Annotated in this window: 17 protein-coding genes and 1 other RNA gene; 10 read left to right on the top strand and 8 right to left on the bottom strand. The window is 40.2% G+C overall.

Going from position 1 to position 20,797, the window contains the following annotated elements:
• Positions 1 to 9: 9 nt before the first annotated feature.
• From rpmF to accC, 5 genes are all read left to right on the top strand, one after another.
• A complete protein-coding gene (rpmF, locus tag IFO69_RS16345) occupies positions 10 to 201 on the top strand; it encodes a 50S ribosomal protein L32 (RefSeq protein WP_015264052.1) in 192 nt (63 codons plus the stop codon).
• Between the two features lie 315 nt (positions 202 to 516).
• On the top strand, positions 517 to 1,515 hold the full coding sequence (locus tag IFO69_RS16340; RefSeq protein WP_192011195.1) for a beta-ketoacyl-ACP synthase III: 999 nt from the start codon (positions 517 to 519) through the stop codon (positions 1,513 to 1,515).
• 24 nt (positions 1,516 to 1,539) lie between these two features.
• Positions 1,540 to 2,103: an elongation factor P gene (gene efp / locus IFO69_RS16335; protein ID WP_192011194.1), complete on the top strand. Its 564-nt coding sequence runs from the start codon at positions 1,540 to 1,542 to the stop codon at positions 2,101 to 2,103.
• A gap of 103 nt (positions 2,104 to 2,206) precedes the next feature.
• Positions 2,207 to 2,674 (top strand): acetyl-CoA carboxylase biotin carboxyl carrier protein, encoded by a 468-nt coding sequence (gene accB, locus IFO69_RS16330; RefSeq protein ID WP_192011193.1) that lies wholly within the window; start codon positions 2,207 to 2,209, stop codon positions 2,672 to 2,674.
• Between the two features lie 30 nt (positions 2,675 to 2,704).
• Entirely contained in the window at positions 2,705 to 4,054 is a 1,350-nt protein-coding gene (gene accC / locus IFO69_RS16325; protein ID WP_192011192.1) for an acetyl-CoA carboxylase biotin carboxylase subunit, read from the top strand.
• 130 nt (positions 4,055 to 4,184) lie between these two features.
• On the opposite strand, the gene IFO69_RS16320 is transcribed toward accC, so the two are convergent.
• Positions 4,185 to 4,805, bottom strand: a complete 621-nt coding sequence (locus IFO69_RS16320; protein WP_192011191.1) for a hypothetical protein — start codon at positions 4,803 to 4,805, stop codon at positions 4,185 to 4,187.
• 1,093 nt (positions 4,806 to 5,898) lie between these two features.
• Between IFO69_RS16320 and IFO69_RS16315 the strand changes: the two genes are divergently transcribed.
• Positions 5,899 to 6,864 carry an NAD-dependent epimerase/dehydratase family protein gene (locus tag IFO69_RS16315; protein WP_192011190.1) on the top strand — a complete coding sequence of 322 codons (966 nt, stop codon included), beginning with the start codon at positions 5,899 to 5,901 and terminating at the stop codon, positions 6,862 to 6,864.
• Between the two features lie 35 nt (positions 6,865 to 6,899).
• Here the strand turns inward: IFO69_RS16315 and IFO69_RS16310 are convergent, their stop codons facing one another.
• Positions 6,900 to 7,463 carry a DUF3109 family protein gene (locus tag IFO69_RS16310; RefSeq protein WP_192011189.1) on the bottom strand — a complete coding sequence of 188 codons (564 nt, stop codon included), beginning with the start codon at positions 7,461 to 7,463 and terminating at the stop codon, positions 6,900 to 6,902.
• A gap of 135 nt (positions 7,464 to 7,598) precedes the next feature.
• On the opposite strand from IFO69_RS16310, the gene rnpB reads away from it, so the two are divergent.
• Both rnpB and IFO69_RS16300 read left to right on the top strand, forming a co-directional pair.
• An RNA gene (gene rnpB, locus IFO69_RS16305) (RNase P RNA component class A) lies at positions 7,599 to 8,021 on the top strand.
• A 24-nt stretch (positions 8,022 to 8,045) separates the two neighbouring features.
• Positions 8,046 to 9,203: a sigma-54-dependent transcriptional regulator gene (locus tag IFO69_RS16300; protein WP_192011188.1), complete on the top strand. Its 1,158-nt coding sequence runs from the start codon at positions 8,046 to 8,048 to the stop codon at positions 9,201 to 9,203.
• A 187-nt stretch (positions 9,204 to 9,390) separates the two neighbouring features.
• Here IFO69_RS16300 and IFO69_RS16295 read toward each other — a convergent pair whose 3' ends face one another.
• Positions 9,391 to 10,395, bottom strand: a complete 1,005-nt coding sequence (locus IFO69_RS16295) for an acyl-CoA synthetase family protein (protein WP_192011187.1) — start codon at positions 10,393 to 10,395, stop codon at positions 9,391 to 9,393.
• Between the two features lie 75 nt (positions 10,396 to 10,470).
• Between IFO69_RS16295 and IFO69_RS16290 the strand changes: the two genes are divergently transcribed.
• Positions 10,471 to 11,142, top strand: a complete 672-nt coding sequence (locus IFO69_RS16290; RefSeq protein ID WP_192011186.1) for a hypothetical protein — start codon at positions 10,471 to 10,473, stop codon at positions 11,140 to 11,142.
• Positions 11,143 to 11,201: 59 nt separating this feature from the next.
• On the opposite strand, the gene IFO69_RS16285 is transcribed toward IFO69_RS16290, so the two are convergent.
• Positions 11,202 to 13,616: an alpha-ketoacid dehydrogenase subunit alpha/beta gene (locus IFO69_RS16285; protein ID WP_192011185.1), complete on the bottom strand. Its 2,415-nt coding sequence runs from the start codon at positions 13,614 to 13,616 to the stop codon at positions 11,202 to 11,204.
• Between the two features lie 433 nt (positions 13,617 to 14,049).
• Here IFO69_RS16285 and ald point away from each other — a divergent pair, with 433 nt between their 5' ends.
• Positions 14,050 to 15,165, top strand: a complete 1,116-nt coding sequence (gene ald, locus IFO69_RS16280; RefSeq protein WP_192011184.1) for an alanine dehydrogenase — start codon at positions 14,050 to 14,052, stop codon at positions 15,163 to 15,165.
• A gap of 82 nt (positions 15,166 to 15,247) precedes the next feature.
• Here the strand turns inward: ald and IFO69_RS16275 are convergent, their stop codons facing one another.
• From IFO69_RS16275 to hutH, 4 genes are read right to left on the bottom strand one after another with little or no spacing between them, the layout of a single operon-like run.
• Positions 15,248 to 16,246 (bottom strand): formimidoylglutamase, encoded by a 999-nt coding sequence (locus IFO69_RS16275; RefSeq protein WP_192011183.1) that lies wholly within the window; start codon positions 16,244 to 16,246, stop codon positions 15,248 to 15,250.
• A 9-nt stretch (positions 16,247 to 16,255) separates the two neighbouring features.
• Complete coding sequence (gene hutI, locus IFO69_RS16270; RefSeq protein WP_192011182.1) at positions 16,256 to 17,485, bottom strand: imidazolonepropionase; 1,230 nt, start codon at positions 17,483 to 17,485, stop codon at positions 16,256 to 16,258.
• The gene (gene hutU / locus IFO69_RS16265; protein WP_192011181.1) at positions 17,485 to 19,158 is read right to left on the bottom strand and encodes a urocanate hydratase; all 1,674 of its coding nucleotides are present in this window, start codon (positions 19,156 to 19,158) and stop codon (positions 17,485 to 17,487) included. The genes hutI and hutU overlap by 1 nt, the downstream gene beginning before the upstream one ends.
• Before the next feature lie 13 nt (positions 19,159 to 19,171).
• Complete coding sequence (gene hutH / locus IFO69_RS16260) at positions 19,172 to 20,701, bottom strand: histidine ammonia-lyase (protein WP_192011180.1); 1,530 nt, start codon at positions 20,699 to 20,701, stop codon at positions 19,172 to 19,174.
• Positions 20,702 to 20,797: the final 96 nt, after the last annotated feature.

Genomic DNA, 20,797 nt, shown 5'->3' with positions numbered 1-20,797 from the left:
TGTATAGAGATGGCACATCCTAAACGAAAAATTTCGAAAACCAGAAGAGACAAGAGAAGAACGCATTACAAGTTAACCGCTCCAGGTCTTGCACAATGCCCTACTACAGGTGAGTACCACCTTCCTCACAGAGCTTACTGGCTAGACGGTAAACTGTACTATAAAGGACAGGTAATCATTGAAAAAGAAGTACTTGCATAAGCAAGCGAAAAATATCTTAAGTCAACTGCGAAAATCGTAAGTAACTCACATACTAAATCCATTTGGGAGAACCCGAATGGATTTTTTTATGACCTCAAGTGGTCATTTGATCTGGATGGCTTCAAATATGCTTCATTTAGCATTCTACTTGTGAAAATACTTGGTGGTAAAGCACATTTTAAATAATTTTGGAAGCCTAATTTATTTTGATACAGTTACTATAGAGAGAAACGGTTCAAAATAGTAAAATTAAAGGGCAAATGATTTGAAAGCATCTCACCCAACTGGTGAGCATTTGCCCAAAACACAAATTAAATGGAAAAAACTAGAGCAGTCATTACCGGAGTACATGGATGGGTTCCTGACTATGTCCTTACCAACAAAGAACTGGAAACCATGGTAGATACCAATGACGAGTGGATCACTACCAGAACCGGAATCAAAGAAAGAAGAATACTCAAGGGCGAGCACCAAGGGACTTCCGTTATCGGAGCCAATGCCATCAAAGGATTATTGGAAAAAACCGGCACAAACCCTGAGGATATCGACCTTATCATCTGCGCTACCGTTACCCCTGATATGCCATTCCCTTCTTGTGCAAACGTAATTGCTCATAAGGTAGGTGCTGTAAACAGCTATAGCTTTGACATATCTGCAGCTTGCTCTGGATTCCTTTATGCCCTAACCATGGGAAGCCAGTTTATAGAAACAGGCATGCACAAGAAAGTTATCGTTGTAGGAGCGGATAAAATGTCTTCAATTGTTAACTATGAAGACAGAACTACTTGTATTATTTTCGGCGATGGTGGTGGAGCAGTATTACTTGAACCTACTACTGAAGAGCTTGGTGTAATGGACTCTATTCATCATTCAGATGGATCTGGCGCTCCTTATCTTCACATCAAAGCAGGAGGAAGCCAAAATCCTGCAACACTTGAAACTGTCAAGGCCAAAGAACATTACGCCTATCAGGAAGGATCTACTGTATTTAAGTTCGCTGTCACTAACATGGCTGAAGTAAGTGCAAAGATCATGGAGAAAAACCACCTTACCGGTGATGATATTGCCTGGTTGGTTCCTCACCAGGCAAACAAGAGAATCATAGACGCTACTGCAAACAGAATGAATGTTGGACCTGAAAAGGTCATGATCAACATTGAAAAATACGGCAACACAACGGCCGGAACACTTCCTTTGTGCCTTTGGGACTACGAGTCGAAACTCAAAAAAGGAGACAACTTGATCCTTGCCGCTTTTGGAGGAGGATTTACTTGGGGATCAGTTTACCTTAAATGGGGATACGATCCTAAATAATTAAACAATCACAAAAAGAATCATATGGCAAGTACTGCAGATTTCAAAAATGGTCTTTGCATGGAATTTAACCATGACATCTACAGCATCGTGGAATTCCAGCATGTAAAACCAGGAAAGGGAGCCGCTTTTGTAAGAACAAAACTTAAAAGCCTGACCACTGGAAAGGTACTAGACAAAACCTTCAACGCTGGAGAAAAAGTCACTACTGCCAGGGTAGAAAGAAGGGAACATCAGTTTTTGTATGCAGATGATATGGGATACCATTTCATGGATACTGCTACCTTTGAGCAGATTCCTATTGAGGCAAAACTCATAGAAAGAGCTGACCTGATGAAAGAGGGACAGATCGTTGACATCTTGATTCATGACGAAACAGATACGCCACTAGGTGTAGAACTACCTCCTTTTGTTGAGTTGATGATCACTTACACAGAGCCAGGTATCAAAGGCGATACAGCGACCAATGCATTGAAACCTGCTACCCTAGAGACAGGCGCTACGGTAATGGTTCCTTTGTTTGTGGATCAAGACATTATGATTAAGGTAGACACTAGGGATGGCTCCTATTCAGAAAGAGTAAAATAATTTTTAAAGCTATGTGATTTTGCTAAATTACATGGCTTTACAGTTTTTATAAACCCATTAAAGGACTCTTGACTTTTTGAGAGTTTAAGAAAAAAACAAAATTATGAAAGCGAAAGAAATCCAAGAACTTATAGACTTTATTTCTAACTCTGGCCTAGCCGAAGTAAAAATCGAAACAGACGAACTTAAACTGTCTATCAAGAAAAATTCTGAAATACAAACTGTAAAAGCAGTTGAAGCTGCTCCAGTTGCACCTTCAGTTGCTCCAGCACCTGCAGCAGCTCCTGCGGCTGAAACTCCAGCTGCACCAGCCGCTGACACATCTAGCTATGTAGAAATAAAATCTCCGATGATTGGAACATTCTACACCACCCCAAATCCTGATTCGGATGCATTTGTACACGTTGGAGACACCATTAAGTCAGGGCAAACGGTATGTATCATTGAAGCTATGAAACTATTCAACGAAATTGAATCTGAAGTTTCAGGAAAAATCGTTAAGATTTTGGTAGAAAATGCTTCCCCTGTAGAGTATGACCAACCATTGTTCTTGGTTGACCCAGCTGGATAATCTTGTTTTTTCATTAATCTGTAATCAATCGTGTTTAAAAAAATATTAATTGCCAACAGAGGAGAAATTGCGCTAAGGGTCATTCGTTCTTGTAAGGAAATGGGGATCAAAACAGTTGCTGTTTACTCCACTGCTGATAAAGACAGTCTCCATGTAAGATTCGCTGATGAAGCTGTTTGCATAGGAGCAGCTCCTAGTAGGGAGTCCTATTTGAATATTCCTAGAATAATCGCCGCTGCCGAGATCACCAATGCAGATGCCATCCATCCAGGATATGGCTTCCTTTCTGAAAATGCTGAATTTTCAAAAATATGCGAAGAGTACAACATCAAGTTTATTGGTGCTAGCTCAGACATGATAGACAAAATGGGAGATAAGGCTACAGCTAAAGCCACCATGAAAGAAGCTGGTGTTCCTACCATACCAGGATCAGAAGGCTTGCTGGAGTCCATTGAGCAAGGTGTTAAAATTGCGACAGAAATGGGTTATCCGGTAATTCTTAAAGCTACTGCCGGTGGTGGTGGCCGAGGCATGAGAATTGTCCGAGAAGAAAGTGAATTCAAGAAAGCTTGGGATGACGCAAGACAAGAATCTGGAGCAGCATTTGGTAATGACGGACTTTACCTTGAAAAATTCGTAGAGGAGCCAAGGCACATCGAAATCCAAATAGTGGGAGACAGTAATGGAAAAGCCTGCCACCTCTCAGAAAGAGATTGTTCTATACAAAGAAGGCACCAAAAACTAGTAGAAGAAACTCCTTCTCCATTTATCACCGATGAGTTGAGGGAAGCTATGGGTACGGCTGCTATCAAAGGAGCTGAAGCCATAGGTTATGAAGGCGCTGGTACTATTGAATTCCTTGTGGACAAGCACAGAAACTTCTACTTTATGGAGATGAACACAAGGATCCAGGTAGAGCACCCAATCACCGAAGAAGTTACTGACTTTGACTTGATCAAAGAGCAAATAAAAGTGGCTGCAGGGATTCCAATTTCTGGCAAAAACTATTATCCGAAGCTTTACGCAATGGAATGCCGAATCAACGCAGAAGATCCTGCCAATGGTTTCCGTCCAAGCCCAGGCAAAATTAATAACCTCCACCTTCCCGGTGGACGTGGTGTTAGGGTTGATAGCCATGTTTATGCTGGCTATATCATTCCTCCAAACTACGATTCTATGATTGCCAAGCTTATTGTAAGTGGACAGTCAAGAGAAGAAGTTATTGTGAGAATGAAAAGAGCACTCGAAGAGTTTGTGATTGACGGCATCAAAACCACCATTCCTTTCCACTTGGCTTTATTGGAAGACCCTGAATTCAAAGCAGGTAACTTCACAACAAAGTTTTTGGAGACTTTTGATTTCTCTGTGATTAAAGGTTAAGAAAAGTATCAAATCATATAAAGAAAAAGGGATTCAGTAATTACTGAATCCCTTTTTCTTTAATATAGCTACAAAAATGCCTTTATATCCCCTACAAAAAACGATAAAATACTTTTAAAGCATAAGGTTATTAATCACAATCAACTTCCAACTTTGCGCCAATGTAGATTGAATAATAAGGAAACCTCTTTAAGATAACTTCATAGTATTCCCAATCAACTCCCGTAGCTACTTCTGCTACTCCAATGTGCGTGGTAAACTTGCCTGGATCTAACTCTTCCGGTGTTGGCATTACTTCAAAACCTTGCACTTTTACATTCTCTACATCGGAACCAAAATACCATTTTTCATCATCAATCCTAACAAGCATCTTAACATACTCTCCAAACTCAGCTCCTTCTGGCATTTCCTTCACATCTAATTCTTTAAACTTTACCGCTCCAATATATTCCTCCGTAGTAACCGACTCCAAATACACCCATTTAATCTGCTCTTTTTCTTCATGATCTTCTTGGTAAATAGGAACTTCAATAAAACGAGCATTATCATCGGTACCAGAATATTGAAAACCAATTGCCCAAGCTGACTGTGATGTAAAACATTTACTTTCCTCCTCTACTTCTGGTAGAGGTTCATCTATTTCTAGCCTTTCAGGAATTGGAGGATCAAAATGATCACAAGAGGTACTTAACGCTATTATTCCAATCATAATGACGGTAAGTTGAATTTTGGGCATTAAAAAATTCTTCATCACATTTTTGTTTAGTTACGAGTCAATCAACAACACTAAGTTAGTAAAAAAAATATTTAAAATCCAAATTAAAGTATATAAACAACATTTTTATATAAACAATCTGAAATTACGTTTTCCAAACCTTTTACACCTAAAAACTCAAAAATTAACCAGACAACCTACTCTAAATCAGTTGAATCAGTAGAGAGTATCATTACCCAACTTTTTTTTATCAAAAAAATAATTAAAAAAAAATCATAGACATATACTTCCATGAGACTGAAATTTCTTTTCTGATTATCCGCTATGATGCCAATAACCATACCTCCTTTTCTCAAGTGGTCGGAAGCCTGTCTAACTGCCAGGTAGAACTGAAGCCTGAAGCAGTGGATACCTCAATCAAACAAAACGATCGTTTCCATTCGCTTTTAATCTTTTCTGGTATAGTTGCGGATATACCTATTAGTAAAAATGTTTCCTTACACGTAAATCACTTGTTTAACCTATTAAATGGATCAACTCAAACGTTTATAATGTAGCTGTTCTTCAGTATGCATTTATTAAAGCCCGATGCTACAATTTGACCAAAGTAGGATAGAAACCTTTGTGTAGGTCGAAATATGTTGCGTGGGATAGAAGGATTCCCAAGGTTCTTATAACCAAAATATTGAAAGGTATGTCCCAAAGTTTTTCCAGGACTTAAGGTGTAGACTAGCCTAAATTGCTGATAAAAGAAACACGGCTAAAACACGGGATAAACACGGCTTAAGTAGGGGTTAAATACGCGTTAAAGAGTCAATGTTAAGAATGTTACATTCATTAATATGGACCATTTTGACACCAGTAATCTGACTCCCACTGTCTGTCCGCTCGCAACGGAGATTCCACGGAACTAGGAGAAGCAGTAGAAAGGTTTAGACAATCATTTCTGTGAGATCTGTACTGTTTTTGAGGGAATGTTTTGAAGGGTTAAATGTAATGGTGAGATAGCGGATATACAGATTTTCTTTTAAGACAAACTAGTGAAAAATAAAATTATCCAATGATTATGAACCATCTTTAGCATTTTCTGGTATCTTTAATATAACCTACCCCCAAATCATTCTTGCCTATGCAAACTATACTTGGAGCTGGAGGAATTATAGCAAATGAATTGGTTCGGGAACTTCGTACCTATACGGAAAAAGTGCGTCTGGTAAGTAGAAATCCCGTCCGGGTGAATGAAGCAGACCAAACCTTTTCTGCTGATTTACTTGATTTAGGCCAAACCAAAAATGCCTTGAAAGGATCAACTGTTGCCTATTTGACTGTTGGGTTTCGGTACAAACTGAAAGTTTGGGAAAAGGCTTGGCCTCAAGTAATGAACAACGTGATAGAGGCTTGCAGGGAAGAAAATGTTAAACTGGTTTTCTTCGATAATGTCTACATGTACGACCCTAAGTGCATGGGGCATATGACAGAAGACACTCCTTTCAGGCCTATTAGCAAAAAAGGCCATATCAGAGCTAAAATAACAGAGCTACTTCTCGAGCACATTGCAAAAGGAAACATCAATGCCCTCATTGCTAGATCTGCTGATTTTTATGGCCCTTCCATTTCATTAAAAAGCCTCTTAACTGAAATGGTTTTTAAACCATTATCAAAATCAAATTCTGCCAAATGGCTGGCAGATCCTCACCAAGCCCACTCCTTCACTTACACCCCTGATGCCGGTAAAGCTACTGCTTTACTAGGCAATACCCCTGATGCTTTCAATCAGACTTGGCACCTCCCTACCGCCCCCAAGCCACCAACAGGCAAGGAATGGGTTCATATGGTAGCAAAAGAAATGGGGAACATTCCAAAATATCAAGTTATACCAAAATGGTTCTTCAAGACTTCAGGGGTCTTCGTTCCATTTATGAAGGAATTATCAGAAATGATCTACCAATATGATCGCCCTTATATTTTTGACAGTTCTAAATTCGAAGAATTATTCTTCTTTAAGCCCACATCTTACCTAGAAGGAATCAGAAGAATAATCCGCTCGGATCATCCATCTCTGGTCAAACACAAAGACGACCTGCTTTACACTTAAAAACAGGTCGTCCTATCATTTGCGCTCTAAGAAAACTAGCCTTCAATATCCCTCACCAATTCTTCATACCAAGCTTCGCCATACTTCCTTATCAAAGCATCCTTGACAAACTTATATATGGGAACATTAAGTTCTTTTCCTAAGCCACAAGCAGGACTGCAGATATCCCAGCGATCATAATTCAGCGCATCATACTCATCATACTTTGTCACCCTTACCGGATACAAATGACAGCTTATCGGCTTTTTATAATCAATATCTCCATTGATATGGGCCTCTTCAATACCACATTTTAACGTTCCTTTTTCATCTATTATGGCATAGGCACACTCTCTATTGTCTCCTATCGTGGGGGTACCTTTATCTCCATCCTTATCAATCACCCAAGTGCCTTGTTCCTCAATTACCTTTCTCCCCTCTTCAGTGATGTACTTTTTTACTTTTGGATAAATTTCTTCCAATATCTTGGTTTCATCATCCTCCAGTGGTGCGCCGGCATCTCCTTCCACACAGCAAGCCCCCTTACACTTTTCTAAATTACAAACGAAAAAGTGCTCCTTTAGATCATCACTGAGCACGGCATTTCCTACTAATATCATAACGCTGTCTTTTCTCCTGCACAAAGTTAGGAAAAGTAAACAGCTTATCTGCAACAAACGCCACGCTTTCACAGCTAATCATAACAAATACGATTGTAAAATTCTTAAATCAGCAGAATTTATCTTATTTTGCAAGGTGCAAGCCGACTTGTCGCCAAGGTATTCCCTGGAATCTACTTGGAGGAAAGTCCGGGCAACATAGAGCGCCATACTTCCTAACGGGAAGGGGCAAGGTTGGAGACGGCCTTGTTACAGACAGTGCAACAGAAAACAAACCGTCCTGATAGCTATCGGGATAAGGGTGAAAAGGTGGGGTAAGAGCCCACCGGGTTTCGGGTGACCGCAACTGCATGGCAAACCTTATGGGTTGAAAGATCAAATAGGCCCCGGTCCAAGAGCTGCTCGTTCAATCCTGATTTGGACTTGTCCATAATCAGGAAACCGGGGCGGGTAGATCGATAGATCCAGATTGCGAAATCTGGGCTAGATAAATGACAAGTATCTTGCCGGTAACTATCGGCAAAGAAACAGAACCCGGCTTATAGGCTTGCACTTTTACACTTTTAACCAAATAATCACTTTATGCCTAAAATCTTGATTATTGATGACGAAAAAGTCATCAGGTCTACTTTAAAAGAAATCTTAGAATACGAAAACTACGACATACATGAAGCCCAAGATGGTGCTGAAGGGCTAAAAATGATCGAATCCCAGGATTTTGATTTAGTCTTATGTGATATTAAAATGCCTAAAATGGACGGACTGGAAGTTTTGGACAAGGTTAGCCAAATGGACAAACAACCTCAGTTCATTATGATTTCCGCCCATGGATCTATAGAATCTGCTGTAGAAGCCACCAAAAAAGGTGCCTTTGACTTCATCCCAAAACCTCCGGATTTAAACAGGCTTTTACTCACCGTAAGAAATGCTTTGGAGAAAAAAGATTTGGTTACTGAAACCAAAGTTCTTAAAAAGAAGCTTTCCAAAAAACTGGACATGGTGGGAGAGTCAGAAGCCATCAATCAAGTAAAAGATACTATAGAGAAGGTAGCTACGACTGATGCTAGGGTGCTAATCACTGGCCCTAATGGCACTGGAAAGGAACTGGTAGCCCACTGGCTTCATCAAAAAAGCAACCGAAACAGTTCTCCTTTTATTGCCGTTAACTGCGCGGCCATCCCTTCTGAATTGATAGAAAGTGAACTCTTTGGACACGAAAAAGGGGCTTTCACATCTGCCAATAAACAAAGGCAGGGGAAATTCGAGCAAGCGAACGGTGGAACTATTTTCCTTGATGAAATAGGAGACATGAGCCTCTCTGCTCAAGCCAAAGTGCTAAGAGCATTACAAGAGCATAAAATCACAAGAGTGGGTGGCGACAAAGACATCAAAGTAGATGTTCGCGTCTTGGCTGCAACCAACAAAGATCTTAAAAAAGAGATCGAAGAAAACAATTTCAGAGAAGACCTTTACCATCGTCTCAGTGTAATTCTCATTCAGGTTCCTGCTCTTAAGGACAGAAAAGAAGACATCCCTTTATTGGTAGACCGGTTTCTTGGTGATATTGCCAAGGAGTATGGCACTGCTAAAAAAGATATTGAAGAAAAAGCAGTAAAAAAACTTATGGAATACCCGTGGACTGGAAACATCCGCGAGTTAAGGAACGTGGTAGAAAGACTGGTCATCCTGGGCAGCCAAACCATCACTTTGGAAGAGATAAAAAAATACGCTGATTATTAAATCAGCGTATTTTTTTATCCTTTTACTTCTTGACTGTCCAATACCTTGGCGTACGCTGGACATGGCTTGCTAGATGCGCATGCTCCCATTGCTAAAAGACAGGAAGCCAAAATAATAGCTGCTAGTTTTCTCATAATAATTAATTTATTGCAAATCAAATATGTCCAATTCTGTAAGGAATACAAAATTAATTCACCATTAAATTACAGCCTCTAATCTCACTGTTATCAAATCGACCTAGAATTTCCAGCGTCCCATCCTCCTGATACCTCCCCAGGTCCTGTGTCTCTATAAATGCACAAGAATGGAAATTCGCCAAATCAATAATATTTACACCTCCTTGATTTCTTTTGGCCCACGTCAAAGGATCATTGATATCCCTAAGGTAAATACGCATGGAATGAGGCAAAACATACTTCCCATCTCCTTTTGAATATGCTTGGGACATCAATTCGGTCATACCATATTCTGAATGCACTTGACTTATCTTGAAAGCTTTCTTTAGTATCTCATGAACCTCCTCACGGATCATCTCTTTACGCCTACCCTTCATCCCACCTGTCTCCATCACAATAAGATTATCCATTTCTGGAAACACATCATTAAATTGTTCTGCCAAATCCAACAGAGCGAAGGTCACCCCCAACAACAGCACCTTTTTTCCATCATTCCGAGTTTTTAAAGCATGAAGCTTCTCGATCAAAGCCTTATAATTATATAAATAAAATCCTGAATCCTCCGAACCGGAGTGCTTGATAAAATAATCTGCCATGGCCACCAATGAACTTCCCTTTCTTTCCAAGTACGCAGGCAATAAGGCTAAAATGTGATAATCTCTCAAGTCGCCATAAAAATCTTCAAATATCCTTTCAGCATGTTTTAAATAAGCTTCTTCGGACCAAATGAAATGCTTGCTCGTAATTTGACCGGTAGTTCCACTACTGGAATAAAAAGAAGAGAAAGCATCTTTTTTTCCACAAACAACCGGGAATTTCTTAAAAAACTGAATAGGCAAAAAAGGGATTTCTTCTACTTTTTTCACCGCTTTAGAATCTACTCCTCTAGCCTCCAAATAAGACCTGTAGATGGCATTTTCTTTTGCTTGAAATTGAAAAAGATCCAAAGCCAATTTTTCAAAGTCAGCCTCCTTCATACTTTCCAATTGGCTTGAAAAACTTTTGAAATAATTCATCGTTTTATTATCTATAGTGGACAAATTTAAGCAAATTTAGGATTGCCATACTTATAATTAATTTTCACAAGCAATATGAAAGCAAAAAGCTATATATATGTCTTGATCTTAACTTTTTTATTGGGAGCCTGTGTGTCTCCACCCGATAATTTCCCCACAGTTCCTGAAATCAGCTTTGCTGATGTTTCCTATGTTGAATTGGACAACTCTATCGACTCATTATTAGTTTCCGTTAAATTTAGAGATGCCGAAGGAGATCTAGGACTGGATGCCCGAGACATCAATCCTCCATTCCACCCTTTAGAGTATCAGAGAGATGGCCAAGGTAACTTGATTACTTATGCCAACCGTCCATCAGAAGCACCTTCTTACAACCCTATTGATTGGGTGATAGACCCTATTGTGGACAATGTAGAAGTAATGGACACCATTTGGGTGGAGCAAAACCCCAATTTTAGCAACATATTCATCCAGTTCTTTATCAAGAGAAACGGAACATTTACTGAGTTCAAATGGTCTGACCCTCCCTACTACACTACTTTCAATGGCCGATTTCCAGTCATCTTAGAAGGAGACAACCAAAGGGCAATTGAAGGAACAATCAAATATTCTATGAGATCTTCAGGTTGGAGGTCCATTTTCAGAAATGACACTGTTAGACTTGATATTCAAATTCAAGATCGGGCCTTAAACAAAAGCAATACCGTATCCACTCCAGAGTTCACACTGAATCAAATATCAAAATAAAAGAGAGGCTGCCTTGATAGGCAGCCTCTCTTTTATTTTATAATTAGGTACTGGTTCAATCACCACATAGGATAGCTTACAGGATCAACCTCATTCATGATTTCATATGCTTTCTCAACCAAGTCATCCGAACTTGGCTTGGAGAAATAGTCTCCATCTGAAGAGTAAGCTGGTCTATGCGCTTTAGCCGCAATAGTAACAGGCTCTGAATCCAGCAAATAATAGGCTTTTTGTTCTTCCAGTACTTTCTGCATCATATAAGCCGTTGCTCCACCAGGAACATCCTCATCAGCAAAAATCACTCGATTGGTTTTCCTTATCGAGTCTATAATCATATGATGTACATCAAAAGGTAATAATGTTTGCACATCAATCACCTCTATTGATACACCTAACTCATCAAGTTGTTCGGCAGCTTCCAAAGCTATTCTACACATGGCACCATAAGTCACCAATGTAATGTCATTACCTTCTCGAAGAATCTCTGGTTTACCAAGCGGAACTGTAAATTCCCCCACATTGAGGGGCATTTTTTCCTTTTGACGATAAGCATTCAAACATTCAATCATCAAAGCAGGCTCATCACTTTTAAGCAAGGTATTGTACATTCCTGCTGCTTGTGTCATATTTCTTGGTACACAAACCAATAAACCTCTCAAACTTCCCAAAATCGCACTCATTGGTGAGCCAGAATGCCAAACACCTTCCAACCTATGTCCCCTTGTCCTTACTATTAGAGGTGCCTTTTGACCTCCTTTAGTTCTATAGTGAAGACTCGCAAGATCATCCGTCAGGGTCATCAAAGCATAATATAAATAATCCAAATATTGGATTTCTGCAATCGGACGCAAACCTCTTAGCGCCGCCCCAATCCCTTGTCCAATGATTGTAGTTTCTCTGATACCAGTATCTGTCACCCTCAATTCTCCATGCTTCGCCTGCAAACCAGTAAAAGCCTGATTCACATCACCAATCTTCCCCACATCTTCGCCAAAAGCAAAAACCCTTGGGTCCCTACTCAGCATCTTATCAAAGCAAGCTTGAAGAACTTCTCTCCCATCTACCAAATGTTCATCATCTGAATAATCTGCTGGAATTACATTTACCTTCTGGTTACTTTCAGAGGATTCAGAATACAGATGACTGTTATACCTGCTATGGTTTTTCTCTTTTTGATCTTCGTACCAGTTTTTAAGTTCAAATCTCACCTCAGGTTGATCAAATCTCATTAACCACAAAGCCTTTCTGACCGCACCAATAACATCCTTACGGATCGGGTTGAGCGTTTTGGACAATTCATCAGCTAACTGGTTGAGTGCCGAAATCTGCCCACTATTTTGCGCGGCAGACTTAATCAGCTGAACGGCATCGTTCAATTCTTCCTTAATACTTCCAGAAAATGCTTTCCAAGCTTTTTCTTTCTGCTCTTTCACAAACTTCACCGCTTCGCGGTCGATCTCCTCCAGTTCCTCTTCTGTCGCCAGTTCATTCTCCAGAATATATGATCTGAACATCAGGATACAGTCATGGTCATTTTCCCACTGAAGTCTTTCTTTAGATTTGTACCTTTCATGAGAACCAGATGTAGAATGACCTTGAGGCTGGGTCATCTCAATGACATGTACCAAAGCAGGCACAAATTCTTCCCTGGCCAACTTCTCAGCCTTTTCATAAGCTTGATGCAAAGCCTCATAATCCCAACCTCTTACTACTATGATTTCAAGACCAGGCTTCTCTCCATCCCTTTGAAAACCTGACAGGGCTTCTGAAATACTTTCTTTTGTTGTTTGATATTTATTAGGAACTGAGATACCATATTCATCATCCCAAACCGAAACTACCATTGGAATCTGAAGTACCCCGGCAGCATTGATAGTTTCATAAAACATTCCTTCTGCTGTGGAAGCATTTCCGATTGTTCCCCAGGCGATCTCCTGACCTAACCCTTTGAATTCTTCAATCTCTTGAAGGTCTTTGTTTTCTTTGAAAAGTTTAGAGGCATAACCCAAGCCCACAAGCTTTGGCACCTGACCAGCGGTGGGTGAAATATCTCCAGCTGAATTTTTCACATTCCTGATATCCTTCCAACTCCCATCATCATTCAATGACCTGGTGGCAAAGTGACCATTCATCAACCTTCCCGCAGAGGCAGGCTCTTCTTTCACATCTACGTGTGCATACAGCTGTGCAAAATATTCCTGAAGTTTCAATTCTTCAATGGCCAACATAAATGTTTGATCCCTATAGTAACCTGAACGGAAGTCTCCATCCTTAAAATACCTGGCCATAACCACTTGCGCCAACTCCTTCCCGTCACCAAAAATTCCAAACTTCGCTTTGCCCATAAAGACCTCCTTTCTTCCCATCAAGGAAGCTTGGCGGCTTTGTTGAACAATTCTGTAATCAAATAAAATCTGGTCTTTTTCTAATTTAAGATTAACCTTATTTTGAGGTAACGTTTCCACTTCTATCATATTTATAAATTAACAGCTATATTGGGTTTTTTCAAGGTACTCCAAAAATACTGATTTTTAGCTTTTATACAAATATTCCACTAAAGTATAAAACGTCAACCACAATAAAAAATTCCAAAAAACACATATAACAACAAGTCAATTGAAACAATATTCTGATAATCATAAAAAGGCATCAAAATTACATATTTTTAAATTTATCATAACTTCCTTTAAATGAATGTCAATTTTTAGAAAAATACGGACAAAATAAAAAACATCAAAAAAACATTGGTTTAGAACTTTATGCATATTTAAAATTTTAAAAAAAATTAAATTTTAAAATACAGGATTTTACATATACCAGTCAAAATAATACCTAAGTACCTAACAAGCAATCACATTTCTGTTAGTATATTTGCGACACATAAAGTACATCCAAACAATTCAAACTATGATTATAGGGATTCCTAAAGAGATTAAAAACAATGAAAACAGGGTAGCCATTACCCCTGCGGGTGCCCAAGAACTTGTAAAAAGAGGACACACTGTATATGTCCAACATACCGCTGGAGAAGGTAGTGGATTTCCTGACGAAGTATACGTTGAAGCTGGTGCCAAAATCCTTACTACTATTGAGGAAACTTATGCCATCGCTGAAATGATCATGAAGGTAAAAGAACCAATTGAGCCTGAATATGATCTTATTAGAGAAGACCAACTTTTATTCACTTATTTTCACTTTGCATCTCATGAGCCTCTCACCAAGGCCATGATCAAGAGCAAATCAGTATGTCTTGCTTATGAAACAGTTGAAAAAGCTGGAGGCGGACTTCCTCTTTTGGTCCCGATGTCAGAAGTGGCAGGCAGAATGGCCACTCAAAAAGGCGCCAATTATCTTGAAAAACCATTAGGAGGAAAAGGAATTCTTATGGGCGGTGTACCAGGAACCCTTCCTGCTAAAGTCTTGATCTTAGGAGGTGGTGTCGTAGGCACTCAGGCGGCATGGATGGCTGCTGGACTCAAGGCAGATGTAACAATACTTGACGTTTCTCTTCCAAGAATGCGTTATTTGTCAGACGTTATGCCTGCCAATGTAAAAACAAGAATGTCAAATGAATTCAACATCAGAGAATTGATCAAAACTGCCGACTTGATCATCGGTGCTGTTTTGATCCCTGGAGCCAAAGCGCCTCATTTGATCACTCGTGATATGCTTAAAGACATGCAACCTGGAACTGTACTGGTTGACGTGGCTGTGGACCAAGGTGGATGTATCGAAACTTGTAAGCCAACGACCCACGAAAACCCTACTTTTATCATTGATGATGTGCTTCACTATTGTGTAGCCAATATGCCTGGAGCTGTGCCTTATACTTCAACTGTGGCATTGACCAATGCTACGCTACCATACGCTATTCAATTAGCAGAGAAAGGTTGGAAAAAAGCATCTCAAGAAAATAAAGAGTTGGCTAAAGGCCTTAATGTCATCAAAGGAGATGTTGTTTATAAAGCAGTTGCAGAAGCATTCGATTTAGAATACACTCCAGTTGAGAACTATTTGTCTTAATGAGGAATATATCAACCCAAATTTAAGGCTGCCCAAAGAGGCAGCCTTTTTTTATTCTAAACTTAAACTAATTTCTTTTGCTCTAGTACTTCTTATTTGCTTTAACATAATCACTGACCAAATAAGCTACTAACTTTGCAGTATTCTGATCAGCCCTACCATCCTGCATTCGAACAGCCCCTTCACAAATATGTAAATAAGCAACCTTTTCTTCAGAAGCCATATGATGAACATACTGCCGAGCCTGAATAGCTGACACCCCTACTGGGCTCATCGCACTGGACAAAACACCTTCTATCACATCAAGATCCAACTCTACTCCATAAGTATCATTCATCACGAACTCCTTCGCCCTCTGCATGGATTGTTCAAAAGAAAATTTCTGCCTCAGAAAAATATCTTCCCAAAATATCACGTCAATTTCAGGTGACTTTTTCATCTCGTCGATCATGGCCTGAGAATTATAGTTTTCACTCAACCCTAAAACCGCATATTTCTGTAAATAGCCAGCTTCAAAAGCATACCTAAAGCCATTTCCACTATGCCTTCCTTCCTTCATCCTGAAATCAGCATGTGCATCCAAATTTACGGCATTGATAGCTGGAAAAGGTAATTTGCGAATCGCATAAAGTCCCTCCACAACACCTTTAATAATTGGATAACAATTATTGTGTCCCCCACCAATTACAATAGGGACTTTTCCAGCCAAAACCACCTGCTCAACCAAGTCGCTCACCGCCACATCTACTTGCTCAACTGTATTTCTCCAAGCCTGAACAGAAGCTTCACTTGCCGGAAGGATTCCAGAAAAATCAAAACTCCCTAGAATAGAAAGCTCACTACCGTTGAAGCCATTTGTGCTTTGAATATTTAAGAAAACATCCAAAAAAGGTCCCCAAAGGCTTTCTGTTCCAGTTTTGCCTAAATTGCCCCTGACACCAATCGACTCAGGCACTCCTATCAACACATACTTTTCCCCTTCCAGCCCTAGCCTTATCTTTTCTCCCAACTTGGTTTCCCCTTGCCTCTTAGAAACCCTTTGGTCTAAGTCGTGTTGATCAAATTGATTAAAAAAACTCATTTAACTTCACTAAAATTTCCCAGCCACCATAACCTTGTCGATTAGATTATCTCCAAAAGCATATGGCAAATAAGCTAATGAATTCATGGGCTTGGTAAATACCAAATTAGCTTTTTTCCCAACCGTAATACTCCCTAGCTCATGTTCCAATTCCATAGCGCATGCTGCATTCATCGTAACTGCATTAACCGCTTCCTCTGGTGTCATTTTCATCTGAACACAAGACAAAGACATCAATAATGGAATGTTTCCACTTGGTGAGGAACCTGGATTATAATCTGTTGCTAAAGCAACCCCCAAGCCTTCATCTATCATTTTTCTAGCAGGAGGGTACGGCATTCTTAGAAAAAAAGCCGCTGACGGAAGCAATGTAGGAATGGTCTGACTTCCTTTCAAAACTTCTATCTCCTCCTCCCCTATACTTTCTAGATGGTCAACAGAAAGCAGGTCATTGGCCACTCCAAACTGAACACCTCCTGAGTTGGTAAGTTGATTGGCATGTAGCTTTCCTTTGAGTCCAAATTTATTTGCGGCATCAATCACTCTTTGAGTCTCATCAGCATCAAAAAAGCCTTTCTCAAAGAAAACATCCACATATTCAGCCAATCTTTCTTCCGCCACCTTTGGTAACATCTTGTTACAGATCAATTCAATATATCCTTTGTGATCATTTTGATATTCTGGAGGAAATGCATGAGCCCCCAAAAAGGTAGCTTTGATATCCATATCAGATTGTTCCTTAAGCCTCTTGATGACACGAAGCATTTTCAATTCACTTTCTACACATAGTCCATAGCCACTCTTGATTTCAATGGCACTTGTACCCATTGCACGAACCTCCACCAATCTTTTCCATGCCTGATCAAATAGTTCATCTTCTGATGTATTTCTGAGTAAAGCAGCAGAATTTAAAATCCCCCCTCCTTTTTTAGCGATTTCTGCATAACTCAAGCCTTTGATCTTATCTACAAATTCACTCTCACGACTTCCTGCAAAGACCAAATGAGTATGGGGATCACACCAAGCGGGCAATACAAACTGCCCTGTCGCGTCTATACAAGTTTGTAAGGAGAGCTTTTCGGGCTTGAGTGCGTCCATTTCACCAAAACCCATAATCCTATCTCCTTCCACTTCCAAGTAGGCATTTTCGACGGAAGGTAGCTCAGCCATTTCTTTACCTCTTAAAAACTTTGATTCAGTTCTTACACCGCACAGTGACTTGATATTAATAATCAGCATTAAATTCTTTCATTTAGACCCAAACCATGTTTCCTGGCTGTTTGCTGCGCAATTTCATAACCAGCATCCGCATGGCGAATCACCCCCAGCCCGGGATCATTTCTCAATACTCTCTTCAATCGCTCCTCAGCGGCTACTGTTCCGTCAGCCACTATTACCATCCCAGCATGTATGGAATAGCCCATGCCAACACCTCCACCATGGTGAAGGGAAACCCAGCTGGCACCTCCGGCTGTATTCATCAAGGCATTAAGAACCGGCCAGTCTGCTACTGCATCAGAACCATCCTTCATCCCCTCTGTCTCCCGGTTTGGAGAAGCTACTGACCCAGTATCCAAATGGTCCCTACCTATCACGATCGGAGCTTTCAACTCTCCTTTACTGACCATTTCATTGATCGCCAAACCGGCCTTTTCTCGCTCTCCTTGCCCCAGCCAGCAAATCCTTGCAGGAAGCCCCTGAAATGCGATCCTTTCCTGTGCCAACGTAATCCACCTTTTCAGTGACTCATTTTCAGGAAATAATTTCAAAATCATCTCATCCGTTTTGCGAATATCCTCAGGGTCACCAGATAAAGCTGCCCATCTGAAAGGTCCTTTTCCTTCACAAAACAAAGGGCGAATAAACGCTGGCACAAATCCGGGGAAGTCAAAGGCATTCTTTAGGCCTTTCTCTTTGGCCCTTGCCCTTAAATTATTTCCATAATCAAAAGTCACTGCTCCCATTTTTTGGAATGCAAGCATTAATTCCACATGCTTGAACATCGAATCATACGCCAATCGAATATATTCTGCAGGATTGCTTTCTCTAAGCACATTGGCTTCTTCAGCGGACAATATATGCGGATAATACCCTGTCAATGGATCATGTGCCGAGGTTTGGTCGGTCAATGTATCAGGCAAGATGTTTCTTTCCCGAAGTCTTTCCAGCAATTGAACTGCATTAACTGGAACTCCAATGGAAACAGCTTTATTCTCTGTTTTCGCTTTCAATGCTTCATCAATGGCATCATCTAGATCATTGACCATCAGGTCAAGATAACGGGTTTCCAGTCGTTTTTTGATACGCCATTCCTCTACTTCTGCTACCAAACAAACTCCTTCATTCATGGTGATGGCTAGGGGTTGAGCTCCACCCATACCTCCAAGCCCGGCTGTTACATTCAGTGTTCCTTTTAGGCTTCCACCGAAATGTTGTTTAGCCAATTCAGCATAGGTTTCAAATGTGCCCTGAACTATCCCTTGAGAACCAATATAAATCCACGATCCTGCAGTCATTTGACCATACATCATCAAGCCTGCTTTTTCCAACTTGTCAAAATGCTCCCAATTAGCCCAATTAGGTACCAACTGCGAATTGGAAATCAATACTCGGGGAGCATTAGAATGGGTAGGCACAATACCAACAGGCTTCCCAGATTGTACCAAAAGGGTCTCATCGTCCTCCAATATTTTCAAGCCTTTGATGATCATATCCAAAGACTCTATATTTCTTGCCGCTTTACCTCTACCTCCATACACAATAAGGTCTTCTGGTCTTTCTGCCACCTCCGGATCCAGGTTATTGAGTAACATTCTCAAAGCAGCTTCCTGAAGCCAGCCCTTACAGTTCAACTGACTGCCAGTTGGGGTTTTATATTTTTCTTGGGTATATTTTGATGATACAATAGTCATATATATAATAGTATTAATGGTTAATAAAATCACTCAGCTGACGCTTCCTGATAAATTGAATGGTACATTCAATATCCTTAGCTAAGACACGGTCCTGAGTATTAAAGCTCACTTCTTTCCGATATTCTGCTATCATTTTCTCTACAGGCCTTGAGCTTTTGGATGGCCTTCTAAAGTCCAATGCTTGAGCGGCGGTCAACAGTTCTATGGCTAAGATTTTTTCCAAATTATTGAGAACTCTAAGGCATTTCGTGGCGCCATTGGCACCCATGCTGACATGGTCTTCTTGACCGTTGGAAGACACAATAGAATCAACTGAAGAAGGTGTGCACAATTGTTTGTTTTCACTTACCACACTGGCAGCGGTATATTGAGGAATCATCAAGCCTGACTGCAGACCTGGATCATTGACCAAGAAAAGGGGCAAACCTCTTTGTCCTGACAATAGTTGGTAAGTCCTTCTCTCGGAAATGCTTCCAATTTCCGCCATAGCAATGGATAAATAATCAAAGCCTAATGCTAAAGGCTGGCCATGAAAGTTACCTCCTGAAAGGATCTGATCTGCTTCCGGAAAAATGTTTGGATTATCAGTTACAGCATTAGCCTCTTGTTCAAAAGTATTCTTGACAAACCCAAGGGTATCCTTAGAAGCTCCATGTACCTGGGGAATACACCTGAATGAATAAGGATCCTGAACTTGTTTTGCTTTGTATTGTGCAATTTCGCTTCCTTCCAACAATTTACGGATAGCAGCTGCAGTATCTAATTGCCCTTGATGAGGACGAATCGCATGGATCAAATGATTAAATGGTTGAACATTACAGTTAAATCCATCAAGGGAAGCCGCAGCAATCAAGTCTGCCCATTCAAATAAATACTGAGCCTGATTAACAATATGCACACCATAACTGAGCATAAACTGCGTCCCATTAATCAAAGAAAGCCCTTCTTTGGACCTTAGCGCAATTGGTTCCCAATTAAAATGATCCAACATTTCTTGACTAGACTTGACCTTACCCCCATGATAAACCTCCCCCAGACCTACAAGCGGAAGGCTCAAATGTGACAATGGAGACAAATCTCCTGAGGCCCCTAAAGATCCCTGATTATAGACCACTGGTAATACATCGTTGTTATAAAAATCAATCAATCTTTGAACTGTCTCCAACTGTACACCAGAATGCCCTTGAGCCAATGACTGTATTTTGGTAAGCAACATAATTTTCACCAAATGCTTAGGAACCTTCTCTCCTACTCCACAAGCATGCGATTGGAGCAAATTGTATTGCAACTGCTGTATCTCTTTTCTGTCGATCCGAACATGCTGCAAGTACCCAAATCCAGTATTGATCCCATAGAATAAAGCTTCTTCATCTTCATAGATCTTCTTATCGAGATATGCCCTACATTCTTGGATCTTATCAGTTGCTTCCTTGGATAGCACCAACTTCTTATTACTTTTCACCACCTCACTCAATGAATCCAAGCTAAACAGTCTGCTACTGATTTCATGGACTTTTCTATTTGCCTCAACTTCTATCATACAAGTCTTTGATTTAAAACAGGTTTATATTCCGATACAAATTTCCTTAAATTGATTAATAATAAAAAATAGTATTAAATTCACTTATTAATAACC

The sequence above is a fragment of the Echinicola arenosa genome, from assembly GCF_014841125.1.
GTDB classification, from domain to species: Bacteria; Bacteroidota; Bacteroidia; order Cytophagales; family Cyclobacteriaceae; genus Echinicola; species Echinicola arenosa.
Note: the sequence above shows the minus strand (reverse complement) of the source record. Positions and strands in the feature narration are given on the sequence as shown.